General features: G+C 56.6%; 16 protein-coding genes. 8 read left to right on the top strand and 8 right to left on the bottom strand.

What is annotated here, in order from left to right; all coding sequences use genetic code 11:
* A partial coding sequence (locus VN114_RS07040; RefSeq protein WP_325513378.1) for a hypothetical protein occupies window positions 1-402 on the top strand: 402 nt, incomplete at its 5' end.
* A gap of 68 nt (window positions 403-470) precedes the next feature.
* Here the strand turns inward: VN114_RS07040 and hpf are convergent.
* The 7 genes from hpf to VN114_RS07005 all read right to left on the bottom strand — a co-directional run bounded on the left by hpf (window position 471) and on the right by VN114_RS07005 (window position 5,956).
* Window positions 471-824 (bottom strand): ribosome hibernation-promoting factor, HPF/YfiA family, encoded by a 354-nt coding sequence (hpf, locus tag VN114_RS07035; RefSeq protein ID WP_325513376.1) that lies wholly within the window; start codon window positions 822-824, stop codon window positions 471-473.
* 104 nt (window positions 825-928) lie between these two features.
* Window positions 929-2,404, bottom strand: coding sequence for an RNA polymerase factor sigma-54 (locus VN114_RS07030; RefSeq protein WP_325513374.1), 1,476 nt, complete (start codon window positions 2,402-2,404; stop codon window positions 929-931).
* A gap of 21 nt (window positions 2,405-2,425) precedes the next feature.
* Complete coding sequence (lptB, locus tag VN114_RS07025) at window positions 2,426-3,166, bottom strand: LPS export ABC transporter ATP-binding protein (protein ID WP_325513372.1); 741 nt, start codon at window positions 3,164-3,166, stop codon at window positions 2,426-2,428.
* A 1-nt stretch (window position 3,167) separates the two neighbouring features.
* The gene (gene lptA / locus VN114_RS07020) at window positions 3,168-3,722 is read right to left on the bottom strand and encodes a lipopolysaccharide transport periplasmic protein LptA (RefSeq protein ID WP_325513370.1); all 555 of its coding nucleotides are present in this window, start codon (window positions 3,720-3,722) and stop codon (window positions 3,168-3,170) included.
* A gap of 46 nt (window positions 3,723-3,768) precedes the next feature.
* On the bottom strand, window positions 3,769-4,359 hold the full coding sequence (gene lptC, locus VN114_RS07015) for an LPS export ABC transporter periplasmic protein LptC (RefSeq protein WP_325513384.1): 591 nt from the start codon (window positions 4,357-4,359) through the stop codon (window positions 3,769-3,771).
* A 5-nt stretch (window positions 4,360-4,364) separates the two neighbouring features.
* A complete protein-coding gene (locus VN114_RS07010) occupies window positions 4,365-4,928 on the bottom strand; it encodes an HAD family hydrolase (protein ID WP_325513368.1) in 564 nt (187 codons plus the stop codon).
* Complete coding sequence (locus VN114_RS07005; RefSeq protein WP_325513366.1) at window positions 4,928-5,956, bottom strand: KpsF/GutQ family sugar-phosphate isomerase; 1,029 nt, start codon at window positions 5,954-5,956, stop codon at window positions 4,928-4,930. Before VN114_RS07005 ends, VN114_RS07010 begins: the two co-directional genes overlap by 1 nt.
* Before the next feature lie 124 nt (window positions 5,957-6,080).
* On the opposite strand from VN114_RS07005, the gene VN114_RS07000 reads away from it, so the two are divergent.
* From VN114_RS07000 to VN114_RS06980, 5 genes are all read left to right on the top strand, one after another.
* Window positions 6,081-8,069, top strand: a complete 1,989-nt coding sequence (locus VN114_RS07000; protein WP_325513364.1) for a monovalent cation:proton antiporter-2 (CPA2) family protein — start codon at window positions 6,081-6,083, stop codon at window positions 8,067-8,069.
* A 198-nt stretch (window positions 8,070-8,267) separates the two neighbouring features.
* Complete coding sequence (locus tag VN114_RS06995; protein ID WP_325513362.1) at window positions 8,268-9,791, top strand: UbiA family prenyltransferase; 1,524 nt, start codon at window positions 8,268-8,270, stop codon at window positions 9,789-9,791.
* Window positions 9,788-10,165: an SMR family transporter gene (locus VN114_RS06990; protein WP_325513360.1), complete on the top strand. Its 378-nt coding sequence runs from the start codon at window positions 9,788-9,790 to the stop codon at window positions 10,163-10,165. Before VN114_RS06995 ends, VN114_RS06990 begins: the two co-directional genes overlap by 4 nt.
* Window positions 10,166-10,175: 10 nt before the next feature.
* Window positions 10,176-11,705, top strand: a complete 1,530-nt coding sequence (locus VN114_RS06985) for an ArnT family glycosyltransferase (protein WP_325513359.1) — start codon at window positions 10,176-10,178, stop codon at window positions 11,703-11,705.
* Between the two features lie 162 nt (window positions 11,706-11,867).
* The gene (locus VN114_RS06980) at window positions 11,868-12,782 is read left to right on the top strand and encodes an AEC family transporter (protein WP_325513382.1); all 915 of its coding nucleotides are present in this window, start codon (window positions 11,868-11,870) and stop codon (window positions 12,780-12,782) included.
* A 63-nt stretch (window positions 12,783-12,845) separates the two neighbouring features.
* On the opposite strand, the gene uvrA is transcribed toward VN114_RS06980, so the two are convergent.
* A complete protein-coding gene (gene uvrA, locus VN114_RS06975; protein WP_325513357.1) occupies window positions 12,846-15,710 on the bottom strand; it encodes an excinuclease ABC subunit UvrA in 2,865 nt (954 codons plus the stop codon).
* A 180-nt stretch (window positions 15,711-15,890) separates the two neighbouring features.
* Here uvrA and VN114_RS06970 point away from each other — a divergent pair, with 180 nt between their 5' ends.
* Both VN114_RS06970 and ssb read left to right on the top strand, forming a co-directional pair.
* On the top strand, window positions 15,891-17,129 hold the full coding sequence (locus VN114_RS06970; protein ID WP_414694202.1) for an MFS transporter: 1,239 nt from the start codon (window positions 15,891-15,893) through the stop codon (window positions 17,127-17,129).
* Window positions 17,130-17,141: 12 nt separating this feature from the next.
* On the top strand, window positions 17,142-17,621 hold the full coding sequence (gene ssb / locus VN114_RS06965; RefSeq protein WP_325513355.1) for a single-stranded DNA-binding protein: 480 nt from the start codon (window positions 17,142-17,144) through the stop codon (window positions 17,619-17,621).
* Window positions 17,622-18,013: the final 392 nt, after the last annotated feature.

Raw genomic sequence — 18,013 nt, 5'->3', positions numbered from 1 at the left:
GGGGGCGCAATTGCCGCAGGGGCGCCTTCTATGCGCCAAGAGGCTTCTGTGCATCAGGAGGCGAAAGCGAGCCATGCTCTCTTGCCACAAGCAGCGCCATATTATTTTTCAACGAAGGAATTAACGCAAAAGCCGATAGTTATTCGGGATGTGCCTGTAGACATGCTCTTGCACGTGCCTGATGTGCCGACCCAGGCAGCGGTTTTACGCATGCTAATAAATGAATACGGTGATGTTGATCGCATTATTGTAGAAAACTCGTTGTTGCCTGATAGCGCACAAGAAATCGTGATCGATGCATTTTCAAAAATTCGTTTTCATCCTGGAGAAATTAGAGGGACATCCGTCAAAAGCCAAATAAAAATCGAGGTGATATTGACTGATGCGAAGAATGATAAATAGGTACGTATTTAGAAAAAACGAAAAAGGGCGCATTAGCGCCCTTTTTTCCGCCTGACTTCGAGGCGCAACTAAGGTGTCGCTACCTCCGCAGCATCCGGCAACCGTTTGATCGCCTCATGCTGATGATCCTGCTGTTTTGTTTTGTATTTGATCACCTGCCGATCGAGCTTATCGATCAGCGTATCGATGGCTGCGTAGAGATTATCCGCAATGCTTTCCGCGTGCAGGTCCTTGCCTCTTACGCGTAAATTGATTTCTGCCTTCTGGCGTTTTTCTTTTTCGGGGAGATTGTCGACGGTCAGGATGACCGCGATGTCGATCACGTGATCGAAATGGCGCTTGATGCGTTCCAGTTTGCCTTGTACGTATTCTCGAATGGCGGGGGTCAGTTCAAGATGATGTCCACTGATGGTGAGATTCATACAGCGCTCCTAGTAAATGTCACTGGAGGTTCATGCGCGCCTTGTTACTGACTACGCCGAACACAGCAACGTAATGCAACAACAAAAATCCGGAAGAAGAATAGTTACAGCGACTTTCGCAGGTTGACTGGTGGGATTTTCAGGGCTTCGCGGTATTTTGCGACAGTACGTCGCGCCACGACCATCCCCTGTTCCGCCAGCATATCTGCAATCTTGCTATCGGAGAAAGGTGTCTTTGGATCTTCAGCTCCTATCAATTGTTTGATCAGGGCCCGTATGGCGGTAGAAGAAGCTTCTCCGCCTGCTTCCGTCGCAACATGGCTGCCGAAAAAGTATTTCAATTCGAACATTCCATGCGGAGTGAGCATGTACTTCTGGGTGGTAACACGAGAAATTGTGCTCTCGTGTAAACCCAGTGTATCAGCAATTTCGCGCAACACAAGAGGGCGCATCGCGACGGCGCCGTGCGAGAAAAAATTGCGCTGACGTTCGACGATGGCCTGTGCCACGCGCAGGATCGTGTCGAAGCGCTGGCGCATATTCTTGATCAGCCACTTCGCTTCCTGCAGTTGCGTGCCGAGCGAAGCTTCCCCTTTGCTTTGTTTCAAAATATTTGCATACAACGCGTTGACCCGCAGGCGTGGCATGACGTCATGATTGAGGGTGACTTGCCAGCCGTTGCGCGTGCGCTTGACGATTACGTCGGGGACAACGAAATCCGACGTGTCGGTTGCGAAGATTGCGCCTGGATGCGGATTGCATTGCTTGATGACGACCTGTGCTTCACGCAGATCTTCATCGTCGCAATCGAGCGCCTTGCGCAATTTGTTGAAATCGCGTTGTGCAAACAGTCCGAGATGGTTTTCAACAATCGCCAGCGCCATGCGACGCGTCACCATTGGCACTTTGGGAAACCGCCTGATTTGCAGTGCAAGGCATTCGGCAGCATTGCGCGCACCCACGCCGGCAGGTTCGAAGCTCTGCAGCAGGTTCAATGCAATCTGCAATTCATCCAGTTCGATTTCCAGTTCTTCCGGCAGCCGGGCGTGAATTTCTTCCAGACTTTCTTCAAGATAGCCGTTGTCGTTGAGCGCGTCGATGACCACTTCCAGCAACGCGCGATCGCGAAGTTGATGCACGGTGACGGCTACCTGTTCGAGCAGATGTTCGCGCAGAGTGATTTCATGCGCTTCAAGCTGCGGGCGCGCATCGTCGTCCTCCGGTGCCTTCGACGTACGGGCGACATCGTCGAAACTCCAGTCGTTGTCGTTGCCCGTGGAAGAGTCGGCCATGTCCGGCGTATCGATCGAGGTCTCGCTGTCCGATGACGACACGGATGTGTCTGCGCCGGGAGCGCTTTCCGGTGCGCTTCCTGTTGTGCTGATTGCCCCGTCGGCCAGGAGGCGAACGGCATTGTCGAGCGGATCGTCGGTGCGCTCCAGCATCGGATTATCTGCAAGGATTTGCTCGAGCTCCTGATGCAATTCCAGTGTCGACAGTTGCAGCAGCCGGATCGATTGTTGCAACTGTGGCGTCAGTGCTAAATGTTGCGAGACGCGTAATTGCAGAGATTGCTTCATGGCGCTTTTCTATTGTTCCGCTTACATGCGGAAATGTTCGCCGAGATAGACGCGACGCACCGATTCGTTGGTGATGATGTCGTCCGGCCGGCCGCTAGCCAGTACTGCGCCCTGGTTGATGATGTAGGCGCGATCGCAAATGCCGAGTGTTTCGCGCACGTTGTGATCGGTGATCAGCACACCGATACCACGTTCCTTCAGAAAGCGGACGATACGCTGGATTTCAATCACGGCAATCGGGTCGACGCCGGCGAACGGTTCGTCGAGCAGGACGAAGCGCGGGTTGGTTGCCAGTGCACGCGCAATCTCGACACGACGTCGTTCGCCGCCAGACAGGGACATGGCCTGATTTTCACGCAGCTTTTCGATCTGCAGGTCGGCGAGCAGCGTGTCGAGCCGTTGTTCCAGTTGCGGTTTGGTCAGAGCTTTGCCGTTGACGCGTTGCAGTTCCAGAACGGCGCGAATATTGTCCTCGACGCTGAGCTTGCGGAAGACAGAGGCTTCCTGCGGCAGGTACGACAAACCGAGTTGTGCACGTTCGTGAATCGGCCGACGCGAAATGTCAGTGCCGTCGAGTTCGATGGTGCCTGCATCGGATGGGACCAGTCCAACGATCATGTAGAACGACGTGGTTTTGCCGGCGCCGTTCGGGCCCAGCAGTCCGACCACTTCACCGCTTTCCACCTGCAATGCAACGTCCCGCACGACCTGGCGTGCGCCATAGCTTTTCTGCAATCCGCCGACAATCAGTTTGCTCGACATGTCAGTTTTCTTTCGTTTTTTCTGCGCGCGGCTGGATCACGGCCTTGATGCGACCTGCGCCGGGTTTGCTGTCGCCGCTCGAAGTATTGTGAACAGTGAAAAATTCTGCACGCGTATCGTAGGAAATATATTCGCCAGCGACTTCATCAGTGATCTTGCCGCTGTCGATGCGCCGCATTTTCGCTCTTGTAAAGAGTTTCATGACTTCGTTCTTGTCGTCGTACTCGATGCGTTCCGCTTCGCCTTCGATCCATTGATCGGGGCCGCCGTCGCGTTTCTGGCGAAAGCTGGCGAGGGCGCCGGGCGCGGCGTACATCGTCATGAATTGATAGCCTTCAGGATCCTGCGTGACGACCATTTTTGCCGATTTCATCAGGATTGTTCCACGCGTCAGTACGACGCCGCCGATGAAGGTATTGACCTGCTTGAGATCGTCATACTCCATCTGGTTGGCTTCGACGTTGGTCGGTTTGGTCCGGTCGGCCTTTTCGGCGTGTGCGCCGGTCGCGGCAATCAGGCCGGAGAGAACCAGAAGTACGGGCAGTAATCGTGTCATGAAAAGTTCTCTAAAAATACAACGGGCGAACGGTTCGCCGGTCATTTCAGTTCGTTACCGTCGGTGTGCGGTATTGCCCCTTCACATCGCCGTCCAGCTTGAATTCCCCGGTGGCGTTGTTGGCATACATGCCGGTGCCGGTCAGTACGGAAGCGCCTTGTTGCAGTTCAACGAACTTGGGCGTTTTCATCACGTCTTCGTCCGGCAATAGCAACAAATAGGTAGTCTTGAGCTGGAAGCGTTGCGAGGTGGCCGACGCAGGCCGGTCGATATGCACATCGTCGTACATGTGCACTTCGCTGTTGTCGTTCTGCACAACCGCGCGCAGCGAGCGGGTAACCATCGGCGGACGATTCTTGCCGTAACTGTGCATGACCGGATTCGCGACGAGATATGAATCGTCGGCAGGATAGTGTTTCATCTCGCTGCCAGTGAGGTTGTAGCGCGCTTCGCCGGTTTTGCTCATGCGGACGAAATTGAATTTCTCTACATAGAAATCCGGATCGGTGCGCACCGGCTGCGGTAGCGAGTTCTCTGTTTGGCGTTGCATCACTTCCACCAGCCACAAACTGCCGAGCGCGAGGGCCGCGCTGATCAGGATCAGCACGATCACCCGGACGGTGATGCCGACGCGCACTGTCTTCAAGCAAGATACGGCGCAATGGCCGCCTCGTAATTACCCTGCGCATGCAGGATGAGATCGCACAGTTCACGCGCTGCGCCGCGACCGCCACACGCTTGCGTAACATAATGCACGCGCGAGCGCACCTCCGGATGGCCGCCCGGCACGCTGGCGGCGAAGCCGACGCGCGACAGGATCGGCAGATCGATGACATCGTCACCGACAAAGCCGCAGGCTTCCGGCGCGATACCGGTTTCGGTAATCAGCTGTTCAAAGATCGCACGCTTGTCATGCGCGCCTTGATGCACATGCGTGACGCCGAGATCGGTTGCGCGACGCAATACGATGTCCGACTTTCGCGCGCTGATGATGGCGGTAACCACACCGGAATTCTGCAGCAGCTTGATGCCGTGGCCATCGAGCACGTTGAAGGTTTTCATCACTTCGCCATCGGGACTGAAATGCAGGCTGCCGTCGGTCAGGATGCCATCGACATCGAAAATCATCATCCGCACTTTGGCGGCGCGGGCAGCGATGTCGGCAACAACGTCGGAGGTGGCGGTGGGAATGGTGAAGAAGGTCATCAAATCACTTTCGCACGCGTCAAGTCGTGGATGTGCAGTGCGCCGACCAGCTTGCCATCCACGTCGGTCACCAGTAACTGATTGATGCGGAATTCCTCCATCAATTCGACGGCTTCGACGGCAAGTTGTTCTGCGCGCACGCTGCGCGGATTGCGATGCATGACTTCAGCAATCGACAGGGTGGCAAAGTCCTGCACGTTTTCGATCAGGCGGCGCAGATCGCCGTCGGTGAAGACGCCAATCACGTGATCCTTTGCATCGACGATGGCGGTCATCGCCATGCCTTTTCGGCTGATTTCCAGCAGCGCGGCATACAGCGTGGCATCCTCGTCCACTTTAGGAATGGCGTCGCCGGTACGCATGACATCGCGCACATGCGTCAACAGGCGGCGGCCCAGTGCTCCGCCAGGATGCGAACGGGCGAAATCTTCTTCGCCAAAGCCGCGTGCGTCGAGCAGCGCCATTGCAACGGCATCGCCCAATGCGAGCGTGGCGGTGGTGCTGGCGGTTGGTGCCAGATTCAGCGGGCAGGCTTCCTTGTCGACCTTGACGTTCAAATGAACGTCCGACAGTTTCGCCAGACTGGACGTATCGCTGCCAGTGATCGAGATCAGTTTGGCGCCCATGCGCTTGATGATCGGTACGATCGACAGCAGTTCGCCGGCTTCGCCGGAATACGAAATTGCAATAAGCGTGTCGTCGGCGGTGATCATGCCAAGATCGCCATGCGATGCTTCGGCGGCATGAACGAACAGTGCCGGCGTGCCGGTCGAAGCCAGCGTGGCGGCGATCTTGCGGGCGATGTGCCCCGACTTGCCGATGCCGGAGATGACCACGCGACCGTGGCAATTCAACAGGATCTGAACTGCCTTGACGAATGGCGCAGCACCGTCGCCCGCGATTCGTTGTTTCAAGGAGAGAAGGGCGTCTGCTTCGATCTGCAGGGTTTCGCGGCCGAATGTCATCGCGCGTTCGGCGTCGACGACGGACGGAGCCTGTGGGGCGTTGGGGGCATGGGATACACTCATGCCGGGAAGTATAAACGAATTCATAAAGCAAAAAACCTGCCAGATATAACAAAAATGTGGTTTGATTGGCACCTGGCAATTCGCATCTGTTTTGCCATTCATTGAATCTGCTGAAAATCACATCATGCTTTCCCCGCTCGAACTGACACTTCTTTTGCTCGCCGCCGCCGTACTGGGCGTCGTCGCATTCCGCTCCCTTCATTTGCCACCGATGCTGGGGTACCTGGTGGCAGGTATTGTCATCGGGCCGCATACACTGGGCTGGGCAGAGGACAGTTCGACCACGCATGCGCTGGGCGAATTCGGCGTGGTGTTTCTGATGTTTTCGATCGGGCTGGAATTCTCGCTGGCCAAGCTGTCCGCGATGCGGCGCACGGTATTCGGTCTCGGTCTGGCGCAGGTGTTGCTGACAATTGCGGCGACGATGGCGTTCGGCTGGATGATCGCGCATCTGTCGGTGCGACTGACCGGCATCAGCTGGCAGGCGGCGCTGGCACTGGGTGGCGCGCTGGCAATGTCATCGACGGCGATCGTTTCCAAAATTCTGACCGAACGGCTGGAGCTGGAGAGCGAACATGGGCGCCGCATCATCGGCATTCTGCTGTTCCAGGATCTGGCGCTGGTGCCGTTGCTGATTCTGGTGCCGGCACTCGCCGACAAGAGCGACGGACTGGCGACAACGCTGATGATTGCCGCGGTCAAGGCGGTCGTCGTGCTGCTGCTGTTGCTGTTCGTCGGACACAAGGTATTGCGCGGCTGGTTCCGCATCGTCGTCAAGCGTCGCTCGCAGGAGCTGTTCATGCTGAACCTGCTGCTGATTACGCTGGGCGCAGCATGGATTACCGAAATGGCCGGACTGTCGCTGGCGCTCGGCGCCTTCGTTGCCGGCATGCTGATTGCCGAAACCGAATACAAGCATCAGGTGGAAGAAGACATCAAGTCATTCCGCGACGTGCTGCTCGGGTTGTTCTTCATTACTATCGGCATGCTGCTCAATGTGCAGCTGGTGATCGAGCACTGGTTCCTGGTTTTGCTGTTGCTGACCATTCCGGTGCTGTTGAAATGCTTGTTGATCGTTCTGCTGGCGCGCGTATTCGGTGCGCCGCTGGGTGTCGCGATGCGCACCGGTCTGGCACTCGCGCAAGCGGGCGAATTCGGATTCGTGCTGCTGAATCAGGTCGGCACGCTGAATCTGCTGGAGCCGATGTTCGTGCAACTGATTCTGGCTTCGATGGTGTTGTCCATGCTGATAGCACCATTGATTCTCGCCAAATCGGACGCGATCGTCATGAAGCTGTCGCGCAACGAATGGATGATGCAGTCACTGGCGCTGACGCAGATCGCCACGCGCACGATGGCGACACAGCAGCACGTGATCATTGCCGGTTTCGGGCGTACCGGCCAGAGTCTGGCGCGTTTGCTGGAGGAGGAGGGCGTTCCTTATCAGGCGCTCGATCTTGATCCCGATCGCGTACGCGATGCACAGGCTGCGGGCGTACACGTTTCCTATGGCGATGCCGCGCGTCGTGAAAGTCTGGTCGCAGTCGGCATCAACCGCGCCTCGGCGCTGGTTGTTACTTATGCGAGTACGCCTTCCGCATTGAAAGTCCTGCATCATGTGCAGGAGCTGGCGCCGGCATTGCCGGTGATCGTACGCAGCCTGGACGACAGCGACCTGGATAAATTGCGCGCCGCCGGAGCATCGGAGGTGGTGCCCGAAGTGATCGAAGGCAGCCTGATGCTGGCATCGCATGCATTGCTGACGCTTGGCGTACCATTGCGCCGCGTCATTTCCCGCATCCAGGCGGCACGTGGCGAACGTTATGCATCGCTGCGCGGATACTTCCACGGTACCAGCGATGCATCCGACATCGCCGAGCATTTGCAGGTACGCTTGCGTTCCATCGTGCTTGCGGAAGGGGCCAGGTCGATCGGCAAGGCGTTGGCGGACTTGAAGCTGCCCGAGCTGGGTGCAGAGGTCATCGACGTGCGACGCGGCAGAAATCATCTCGAATGGACACCCGAGACGACGCTGATGGCTGGCGATATTGTCGTCCTGCGCGGCGCGGTGGAAGAGCTGTCGCGCGCCGAAGGCCGTTTGTTGAAGGCTTGATATCGAAATCGCCTTGCTGCCTTGTGATGCTGCAGATCGGCGCCGCGGTTGACGGTATCCATGTGAAGACGGAAAATTGCCGGCCGTGCATTGCGATGCGATCGGGCGAAGTGCGCAGGCAATGCGCAACTTGCAAAAACGGTCAGCGCCTCTATGCGTTTTCCGAGACATAAACATCTCTTTGTTCCAGGTGGCGATTTGAGCGTTTCCCACGGCAGTATTTCCCGCCCGACTTTCGAGCCGCCAAGTCGTGAAGACACGCGCGCGCAGATTTCGTCCGCCAACGATGCACCGCTCTATGTCGATCTGGACGGCACGCTGATCTATAGCGACCTGCTGTTCGAATCCTTCCTGCTGCTAATCAAGCGTAATTTCTTTTACATTTTTCTGTGCGTACTGTGGCTGTTGCGCGGTCGCGCCTATTTGAAGACGCAGATTGCGCAGCGCATCGATCTCGATGCATCGCTGTTGCCATACAACGAAGAATTGCTGGCATGGTTGCGTCAGCAACGTGCCGGTGGACGCAGGCTGGTATTGGCCAGCGCCTCGGATCGCGGCCTTGTGCAGCAGGTTGCCGATCATCTGGATTTGTTCGATGGCGTGCTCGGCAGCGAGGCATCGCATAATCTGAAGTCGCGCATGAAATTGCAGGCGATCGAACAGGATCTCGCCAGTCATGGATTCGGCAATCGATTCGCCTATGCAGGCAACGCCTCTCCCGATCTGGCCGTGTGGGAAAGTGCTGCGGAAATCATCGTCATCAACGCGCGGCCCGCCATTCTGAAACAGGCAGAAAAACTGCGTACACCATCGCTGGTCATCGCGCCGCGACCATTCCGCGTGCGACAACTGATCAAGGCATTGCGTCTGCACCAGTGGGCGAAAAACGCGCTGTTATTTGTGCCGCTGATGGCCGCACACGAACTGCAGGCGGAGCGCTGGCTGTCAACGCTTCTGGCCTTCGTCGCGTTCGGCATGTGTGCGTCGGCGACCTACATCGTCAACGACCTGTTCGATCTGGCATCGGACCGTGCGCATCCGCGCAAACGGGCAAGACCGTTCGCCGCCGCGACGCTGACGATTCCGTTCGGTCTGGCGCTTATCGTGATCCTGTTGCCGTTGTCGCTGTGGCTGGCGGCAGCAATTTCGCTGTCGTTCTTCGGACTCATGATTTTGTACGTGATCGTGACGCTGATGTATTCGGCGCGTCTGAAGCAATTGGCGATTGTCGATGTGCTAGTGCTGGCATCGTTGTACACGCACCGGATTCTGGCCGGCGGTGAAGTCAGCGATGTGGTGATTTCGAACTGGCTGCTGGCCGTGTCGCTGTTCATGTTCCTCAGCCTGGCGCTGGTCAAGCGTTGCGCCGAACTGGAAGTGATGAGCGAAGGCGGCCGGACATCGGCGGCCGGACGTGGTTACCGTACCAGCGATCTGTCGTATCTGATTTCGATGGGCATTGCCAGCGGGTTTGTCGCGGTCATGCTGCTGGCCTTGTACATCGACAGCCAGGAAAACGGCGAGATGTATCCGCATGCCGAAGTTCTGTGGCTGATTCTGCCGCTGATGCTGTTCTGGATCATGCGGCTGTGGTTGAAGATTGCGCGGATGGAGATTCATGATGATCCGCTGCTGTTCGCCATCACCGATCGTGCCAGCTGGATCGTCGCGTTTCTGGTCGGATGTGTGGCGCTGGCAGCGTCATTTGGAGGATGGACATGAGTCAGTTCGCGGCATTGGGTTTGGCATTGTTCTGCGTCTGTCTGACGGCACTGGCGCAGGTGTTGTTGAAAATGGGCATGTCGGCACCGGCGATTCAACAGGCGATGAGCGGTGGCATGCGTTCGGTTTACTGGCTGGCCCTGACGAGCCCGCTGATCTGGGGCGGCATGATCTGTTTCGGCGCAAGCGCGGGGTTATGGTTACTCGTGCTGGGCAAGCTGGAAGTCAGCATGGCGTATCCATTGATTTCGCTCGGCGTGGTGTTGACCACGCTGGCGGGAATTTTTTTGCTGGGCGAATCGCTCAGTCTGTACAAGGCGTTGGGTGTGACGCTGATCGTCGCCGGCGTGCTTGTATTGTCGGTCAAGAGTTGAGGAATTGGTAATGAATGTAAATACGACGCGCTCGCTGTATGCCGACGCCGATCCGGTGCGTGCGCGCAGGGTTTTCTGGTGGATGTTCATCATCACGCTGTTTATCCGTATATGGCTGGCGGCTGCGTTCCCGGTCACCGGCGACGAAGCGTTCTTCTATCAGTGGGGCGTGTATCCGGCGTGGGGTTATTCCGATCATCCGCCGATGGTGGGCTGGCTGCTGTATGCACTCAACAGCATCTCCAGCGCGCCGTTATCCATCCGATTTTTTACTGCATTAATGTGGAGTCTGATCGCGCTCGGTCTGGTCGATCTGATGAAGCGTCTGCAGCCGTTCCAGGATGGCGTCGCTTACTGGCTGGGCACGCTCTTTCTGGCATTGCCGTTTACGCTGCTGCTGAATTTCGTCACCACCGATACGCCGCTGATCTTTTTCATTTTTCTATCCGGCTACTGCTTCATACGCGGCAGGCTTTCAGGCAGGCATTTGTGGGCTGTTGCCTGCGGCGTCTTTCTCGGTCTGGCGCTGCTGTCGAAATATTTCGCCGGCCTGCTGGCGATCGCGTATTTCATCTATCTTTGTCGCTCGCGCCGCGGCTGGATCGATCTCGTCATCATCGCGTTATGTTCGGCGCCGTTGTTTGCGATCACCGTCGTATTCAATGCGGACCACTGCTGGACCAATGTAATGTTCAACATGATCAATCGCAATGAAAAGGCGCATTGGTCATGGGGAACGGTCGGCGAATATGTGGGAATGATGATTTATCTGGTCACGCCGTGGGTTGCATTGCGGCTTGCGCGTTCCGTGCGCTCGATGCCGCAGCGCGGCGCGATCGTTGCGTTGTTCGTCGTGCCGTTCCTGCTGTTCCTGCTGCTGTCGATGAAGAAGACCATCGGCCTGCACTGGGTGCTGGGCTTCATGCCGTTCCTGTTCCTGTTCATCGGTACGGTTGCCAGCGCCAAGGATCTGCGTCGTTATGCGATCTGGACCGGGCTGTTCTCGATACCGCATTTCCTGTTTCTTGCTGCGATCATTTTGCTGCCGACGACGATGTGGAAAAACGTCGGCGGCTTGCACGACGACATCGTGTTCCATAAAGAGGCACATAACATCGTGGCGGCGTTGCGCGTCAATCTGCCGCCCGGTGCAACCGTGATGGCGCGTGCCTATACGCCGGCCGCGTTGTTGTCGTATCACGCAGGAGAATACTGGCCGACCTTCGGCGAAGGAAAATTCCATGCGCGGCAAGACGACCTGCAGGTCGATTTCCGCAACTATGCAGGCAAGCCGATCCGCATCTTCGATCGCAAACGCATCGATCCTCGAGAATTCGCGCCGTATTTTTCGTCAGTGACGGTCGGCACCATCATGACGGGTGGCGTACGTTACTGGTACGCGGACGGCAAGGATTTCAACTATCCGGTCTATCGCGAACGTGTACTGAAAACGGTGGCCGACAAGTACTACCGTATTCCTTCTTTCCTGCCGATGAACGGTTGCCCGTTCCTTGAGCGTTACGAGTTGCCTCATCCCTGAATCTCGGCGGCCGGAAAAAATCGGCCGCCCGGTGTAAAGTGACGCGTCAGGTGCCGGTCGGTTTGCCCGTCCGGCATTTTTCATCCAGTCCACGCTCGGATCCTGGATCGAGATCCTGAACGGGTCGTGAATCGTCATTCAATCAGCCGCAAATCACCAGCAATGGAAATCTTCGAGCGCATCCTCGGCATCATCCTGCCGGTTTTCATCATCATTGCCCTGGGCTATGGTTATGCACGGCTGCGTGGCAATGCCGTGCGTGCAGACATGCTGTCGGTCAATCGTGTCAGCATGGGCGTACTGTGTCCGTTGCTGATCTTCACCGCGCTGGCGGCGAAGGATTTCGATCTTGCGCACAACGGCATGCTGATCCTGGCAGGTGCGCTGATCTCGATCGGGTCCGGGGTGCTGGCTTGGCCGATTGCACGTGCTTTCGGTTACGACGTGCGCAGCTTCGTGCCGCCGATGATGTACAACAACTGCGGCAACATGGGTTTGCCGTTGGCAGTGCTGGCGTTCGGTGCTTCCAGTCTGGGTTCTGCCGTCGCCTTGTTCATGGCATGCAATCTCGTTTATTTCTCGCTTGGCATCAAGATTATCGAGAGCGGTCGCAGTGACGGTGTGCATAGTTCGAAGTGGAAATTCCTTGCCAATCCGATGATGATCGCCATGATGATCGGGACCGCATTTGCGGCTGCGCATGTGCCGTTGCCGGGACCGCTGTTCCAGGCGATGAAGATGCTGGGCGATGCATGCATTCCGCTGATGCTGTTTTCGCTTGGCGTGCGAATGATGGATGTGAACTTCCGCAGCTGGCATATCGGTCTGGTCGGCGCCGCGGTTTGTCCGCTGGCAGGTTTGATTGTCGCGTGGTTGCTCGATCAGGTACTCGGATTGACGGTCGAGCAGCGTGGACAGATGTACCTGTTTGCCTCGCTGCCGCCAGCCGTGTTCTGTTTCATGATGGCCGAGCAGTACAAACAGGAGCCGGACAAGGTCGCGTCCATCGTGTTGCTGGGTAATCTGGCGGCGCTGGTATTTGTGCCGTTGGGACTGTGGATGGGCTTGCCTGGCTAACGATTGCTGAATCAATAAAAAAAGGGCGAACTGCAGTTCGCCCTTTTTTCATGCTTCGCTTGCTTATGCTGCGGATTTCTTCGGCTTCAGCAGTGGCGCCAGATACTTGCCGGTAAAACTCTTCTCGTTCTTCGCGAGATCTTCTGGCGTGCCGGTACCGATGATCTGGCCTCCGCCTGCACCGCCTTCAGGTCCGAGATCGACAACCCAGTCCGCGGTTTTGATCACGTCGAGATTGTGCTCGATGATCACGACCGTATTGCCCTGGTCGCGCAGGCGATGGATCACTTTCAGCAGCAGGTCGATATCGTGGAAATGCAAACCGGTGGTCGGCTCGTCCAGGATGTACAGCGTGCGGCCGGTGTCCCGCTTTGACAGTTCCAGAGAAAGCTTCACCCGTTGTGCTTCACCGCCGGACAGCGTGGTGGCACTCTGGCCGAGACGGATATAGCCGAGACCGACATCGAGCAGCGTCTGCAACTTGCGAGCAATCGCCGGGACCGGTTTGAAGAATTCGTGCGCTTCTTCGACCGTCATGCCGAGCACTTCGGTGATGCTCTTGCCCTTGTAATGAATTTCCAGCGTTTCGCGGTTGTAGCGATTGCCGTGACAAACGTCGCACGGTACATAGACGTCCGGCAGGAAATGCATTTCTACCTTGATCACGCCGTCGCCCTGGCACGCTTCACAGCGTCCGCCCTTGACGTTGAAAGAGAATCGTCCGGCCGAATAACCGCGTTCCTTGGCTTGCGGCACTGTGGCAAACAGGTCGCGGATCGGCGTAAACAGACCGGTATACGTCGCCGGATTCGAGCGCGGCGTGCGACCGATCGGCGCCTGATCGACGGAGATCACCTTGTCGAAATGTTCGAGTCCGCTGATCGAATCGTGCGCGGCTGGTTCGGCTTGTGAGCCGTACAGGTGACGCGCGGCGGCCAGATATAGCGTGTCGTTGACCAGTGTCGATTTGCCGGAGCCGGAGACGCCAGTGACGCAGGTCAGCAGGCCGACCGGCAGTTCCAGTTTGACGTTCTTCAGATTGTTGCCGGTCGCTCCGGTGATGACGAACTGTTTCTTCGGGTTCGGTGGCGTGCGTTTCTTCGGTACATGAATCGCGAGCGAACCGTTCAGGTATTGCGCAGTCAGCGACTTCTTGTTTTTCAGAATGTCCTTCAATGTACCTTCGGCAATCACTTCTCCGCCGTGCACGCCGGCACCGATTCCCATGTCGACCACGTAATCGGCGCAACGGATTGCGTCTTCATCATGCTCCACGACCAGCACGCTGTTGCCGATGTCGCGCAAATGCTGCAAGGTCGCGATCAGTCTGTCGTTGTCGCGCTGATGCAGGCCGATCGATGGTTCATCCAGGACGTACATCACGCCCGTCAGGCCCGAGCCGATTTGCGATGCCAAACGAATGCGTTGTGCCTCGCCACCGGACAAGGTGTCGGCGCTGCGCTCCAGCGACAGATAGTCGAGGCCGACGTTGTTCAGAAACGTCAGACGCGAGACGATTTCCTTGATGATGCGATCGGCGATTTCCTTCTTGGCACCGGTCAGCTTCAGGTTTTCAAAGAAATGCAGCGTTTCGCGCAATGGCGTGGCGGCAATTTCATAAATGGCACGTTGCTGCTTGCCGCTGCCGACCTTGACATTGCGCGCTTCGATACGCAAGCGCGCGCCATCGCAGCATGGGCACTGCTTCTCATTGATGAATTTGGCGAGTTCTTCTTTTACCGCCATCGAGTCGGTTTCGCGATAGCGGCGTTGCAGGTTGTTGACCACGCCTTCGAATTCGTGTTCGCGAATGACGGTGCGGCCTTTTTCGTTCACGTAGTGGAACGGGATCTTCTGCTTGCCGGAACCAAACAGCACGGCCTGTTGTGCTTTCTCCGACAGTTTTTCAAACGGCGTATCGATATCGAACTCATAGAACTCGGCAAGGTTCGACAGCATCTGGAAGTAGAACTGATTGCGTCGATCCCAGCCCTTGACCGCACCGCTTGCCAGCGACAAATTCGGAAAAGCGACAATCCGCTTCGGATCGAAAAATTCGATATGGCCGAGCCCGTCGCATTCCGGGCACGCACCCATCGGATTGTTGAACGAGAACAGACGTGGTTCCAGTTCCTGCAGCGAGTAGCCGCAGACCGGGCAAGCGAACTTGTTCGAATACAGATGTTCGACGCCGCTATCCATTTCCACCGCAAGCGCGCGACCTTCGGCCAGACGCAATGCCGTCTCGAAACTTTCTGCCAGACGTTGCTTGATGTCGGCCTTGACCTTGATGCGGTCGATGACCACGTCGATCGTGTGCTTCTCGGCCTTCTTCAGTTTCGGCAGCGCATCGACGTCATAGATATGCGCGTTGCCGGTGCCACTCTGCACGCGGAAGCGTACGAAACCCTGTGCCTGCATCTGTTCGAACAGGTCGAGATGTTCACCCTTGCGGTTGGCGACAACCGGCGCGAGGATCATCAGCTTGGTATCTTCCGGCAGTGCCAGCACGGCATCGACCATTTGCGATACCGATTGCGCGGCGAGAGGATTCTCCGGATGTTCGGGGCAATACGGCGTGCCGACGCGTGCGTACAGCAGACGCAGGTAATCGTGAATCTCGGTCACCGTGCCGACGGTCGAGCGCGGGTTGTGCGACGTGGCTTTCTGCTCGATCGAAATCGCCGGCGACAAACCTTCGATCAGGTCGACGTCGGGTTTTTCCATCAATTGCAAAAACTGGCGTGCGTAGGCCGACAGCGATTCGACGTAACGACGCTGTCCTTCCGCGTACAACGTGTCGAACGCGAGCGACGATTTGCCGGAGCCGGACAGACCTGTGATGACGATCAGCTTGTTGCGGGGCAGGTCGAGGTTGATGTTCTTCAGGTTGTGCGTGCGTGCACCCCGGATACGAATTTCTTCCATTCACTCTTTCAGTCAGGATGTTCGGATGCCGCACGCCCTTTTTGAAGGCATGCGGCAGGAGTCAACCTGCTACTATAACGGGTTTTGAAGCGGGTCGTAAAAGAGCTGTTCAACTACTTTGCGTTGCTCGCAGGTTGTTCATTTTGCAGTTGTTTCGTTGCAATTTCATCGTCATTTTTCATGTCTTCGAATCCAACCATTGATGCCGACAACGGCATGAGTCGCACCGAAATCCGCGCCAGTGCATCGCTGGCGTCGATCTTCGCATTGCGCATGCTTGGGTTGTTCCTGATCCTGCCGGTATTTGCCGAGCACGCCAGAACCATGCCGGGCGGCGACAGTGCAACGATGGTCGGATTGGCCATGGGGATGTACGGATTGACGCAATCGTTCGGCCAGATTCCGTTCGGTATTGCATCCGACCGTTACGGACGCAAGCGCGTGATCGTTATCGGCCTGATCCTGTTTGCACTGGGTTCGTTCATTGCTGCCGCGGCAAGCGATATTGTCTGGGTCATTGTCGGCCGGGCAATCCAGGGAGCGGGTGCGATTTCTGCCGCGGTGACCGCCTTCATTGCCGATTCGACACGCGAGGAACATCGCACGAAAGCGATGGCAATGGTCGGCGGTTCGATCGGTGTGACGTTCGCCGGCTCGCTGGTCATTTCGCCGTTGCTGTATCACGCGATCGGCATGGGCGGTATCTTTGCGCTGACGGGCATCCTGTCGTTGCTGGCGATTTTTGTCGTGTTGCGTGTGGTACCGGCGGCACCTGCGCTCGCGTTGCCGGCGCCAGGAAGAACCTCGATTCGCGAAGTGCTGGCAAATGGCGAACTGATGCGCCTGAACTATGGCGTGTTTGCCTTGCATCTGACGCAAATGGCGATGTTCGTCGTGATGCCGGCAGCACTGATTCGTCTTGCACATGTGCCGCTGACCGCGCACTGGAAAATCTATCTGCCGGTGGTGATCGCATCGTTTCTGCTGATGCTGCCGGCTATTTTCATTGGGGAAAAACGCGGCAAGTCGAAACAGATTTTCGTCGGTGCGATTGCGTTGCTGTTGCTGGTGCAGATCGGGATGGGCATGCTGCTGTCGAACGAACATGCGAACTGGATGCTGCTGGTCGCGTTGCTGCTGGCGTTTTTCGTCGCCTTCAACATTCTTGAAGCCAGCCAGCCATCGCTGGTATCGCGCATCGCACCGCCATCGGCGAAGGGCGCGGCGCTCGGCGTCTACAACACGTTTCAGGCGTTCGGCCTGTTCTGCGGCGGTGCAGTGGGCGGTTTGCTGGCGCAGCACGCGGGACCGACTTCCGTCTTCGTATTGGGCGCAGCATTGACGGCCGGCTGGCTTATAATTGCCGCCAACATGAAAAACCTTCCGCGACGCAGCCAACCGCACGCTGTCGTCGCCTAATCGGAGAAAACAATGGCATCAGTCAACAAAGTCATCATCGTCGGCAATCTTGGTCGCGATCCTGAAACGCGCTACATGCCGAACGGCGAAGCCGTTACCAACATTGCGGTTGCCACGACCGAAAGCTGGAAGGACAAGAACAGCGGCGACAAGAAGGAAGTGACCGAATGGCATCGCATCACCTTTTATCGCAAGCTCGCGGAAATCGCCGGCCAGTATCTGAAAAAAGGTTCGTCGGTTTACATTGAAGGCCGCCTGCAGACGCGCAAATGGACCGACAAGGAAAACATCGAGCGCTACACGACGGAAATCATTGCCGACACGATGCAGATGCTGGGCGGCCGTCCGGGTGCGGGTGGCGGCAGCGCGTCCATGGACGACGATTACGGCAGCGCGCCGGCACCGCGTCAGAGTGCGCCAGCGGCACGTCCAGCAGCAAAGCCGGCAGCGGCATCGAATTTCAGCGACATGGACGACGATATTCCGTTCTGATTTCAGCGATTGCGAATTGAGAAACCCGGCAAGTGCGATGTGCTTGCCGGGTTTTTCATTTGATGGAAGAGGTAAAAAATACGATCCATTGAGAATGGATCGTATTCATTGTCAGTGCTGCAAAAAGGAAGGTGCTGACAAGGCGAAAAGAGTGTCTGAAAAATCAAACACTGTCCGATTTTTGAAATAAATAATGGCTTGCGTTGTCGCTCGTACGACACTTTTAACGACGCAGTTGTGAAAAAATCTTTCAAAGCCGGAGTTTCAGTTTTTTCACGCAAACTCTTCTATTCTTTTCCTGTGCGCTGCATTAAGATTTGCAGGTTACGTTTTCAAATTTTTACATTTCAAGATTGTGAATTTATCATTTGTTTTTATTAACAGCGCTGTAT

Origin of the sequence: Oxalicibacterium sp. (assembly GCF_035565035.1) — a bacterium.
GTDB lineage: Bacteria > Pseudomonadota > Gammaproteobacteria > Burkholderiales > Burkholderiaceae_D > Oxalicibacterium.
This window is presented reverse-complemented; position numbering and strand designations above follow the sequence as displayed.

Excerpts from the sequence above, each read along its gene's own strand:
- hpf (WP_325513376.1), bottom strand. The coding sequence starts at position 824 with ATGAATCTCACCATCAGTGGACATCATCTTGAACTGACCCCCGCCATT.
- VN114_RS07030 (WP_325513374.1), bottom strand. The coding sequence starts at position 2,404 with ATGAAGCAATCTCTGCAATTACGCGTCTCGCAACATTTAGCACTGACG.
- lptB (WP_325513372.1), bottom strand. The coding sequence starts at position 3,166 with ATGTCGAGCAAACTGATTGTCGGCGGATTGCAGAAAAGCTATGGCGCA.
- lptA (WP_325513370.1), bottom strand. The coding sequence starts at position 3,722 with ATGACACGATTACTGCCCGTACTTCTGGTTCTCTCCGGCCTGATTGCC.
- VN114_RS07010 (WP_325513368.1), bottom strand. The coding sequence starts at position 4,928 with ATGACCTTCTTCACCATTCCCACCGCCACCTCCGACGTTGTTGCCGAC.
- VN114_RS07005 (WP_325513366.1), bottom strand. The coding sequence starts at position 5,956 with ATGAGTGTATCCCATGCCCCCAACGCCCCACAGGCTCCGTCCGTCGTC.
- VN114_RS07000 (WP_325513364.1), top strand. The coding sequence starts at position 6,081 with ATGCTTTCCCCGCTCGAACTGACACTTCTTTTGCTCGCCGCCGCCGTA.
- VN114_RS06990 (WP_325513360.1), top strand. The coding sequence starts at position 9,788 with ATGAGTCAGTTCGCGGCATTGGGTTTGGCATTGTTCTGCGTCTGTCTG.
- VN114_RS06985 (WP_325513359.1), top strand. The coding sequence starts at position 10,176 with ATGAATGTAAATACGACGCGCTCGCTGTATGCCGACGCCGATCCGGTG.
- VN114_RS06980 (WP_325513382.1), top strand. The coding sequence starts at position 11,868 with ATGGAAATCTTCGAGCGCATCCTCGGCATCATCCTGCCGGTTTTCATC.
- uvrA (WP_325513357.1), bottom strand. The coding sequence starts at position 15,710 with ATGGAAGAAATTCGTATCCGGGGTGCACGCACGCACAACCTGAAGAAC.
- VN114_RS06970 (WP_414694202.1), top strand. The coding sequence starts at position 15,891 with ATGTCTTCGAATCCAACCATTGATGCCGACAACGGCATGAGTCGCACC.
- ssb (WP_325513355.1), top strand. The coding sequence starts at position 17,142 with ATGGCATCAGTCAACAAAGTCATCATCGTCGGCAATCTTGGTCGCGAT.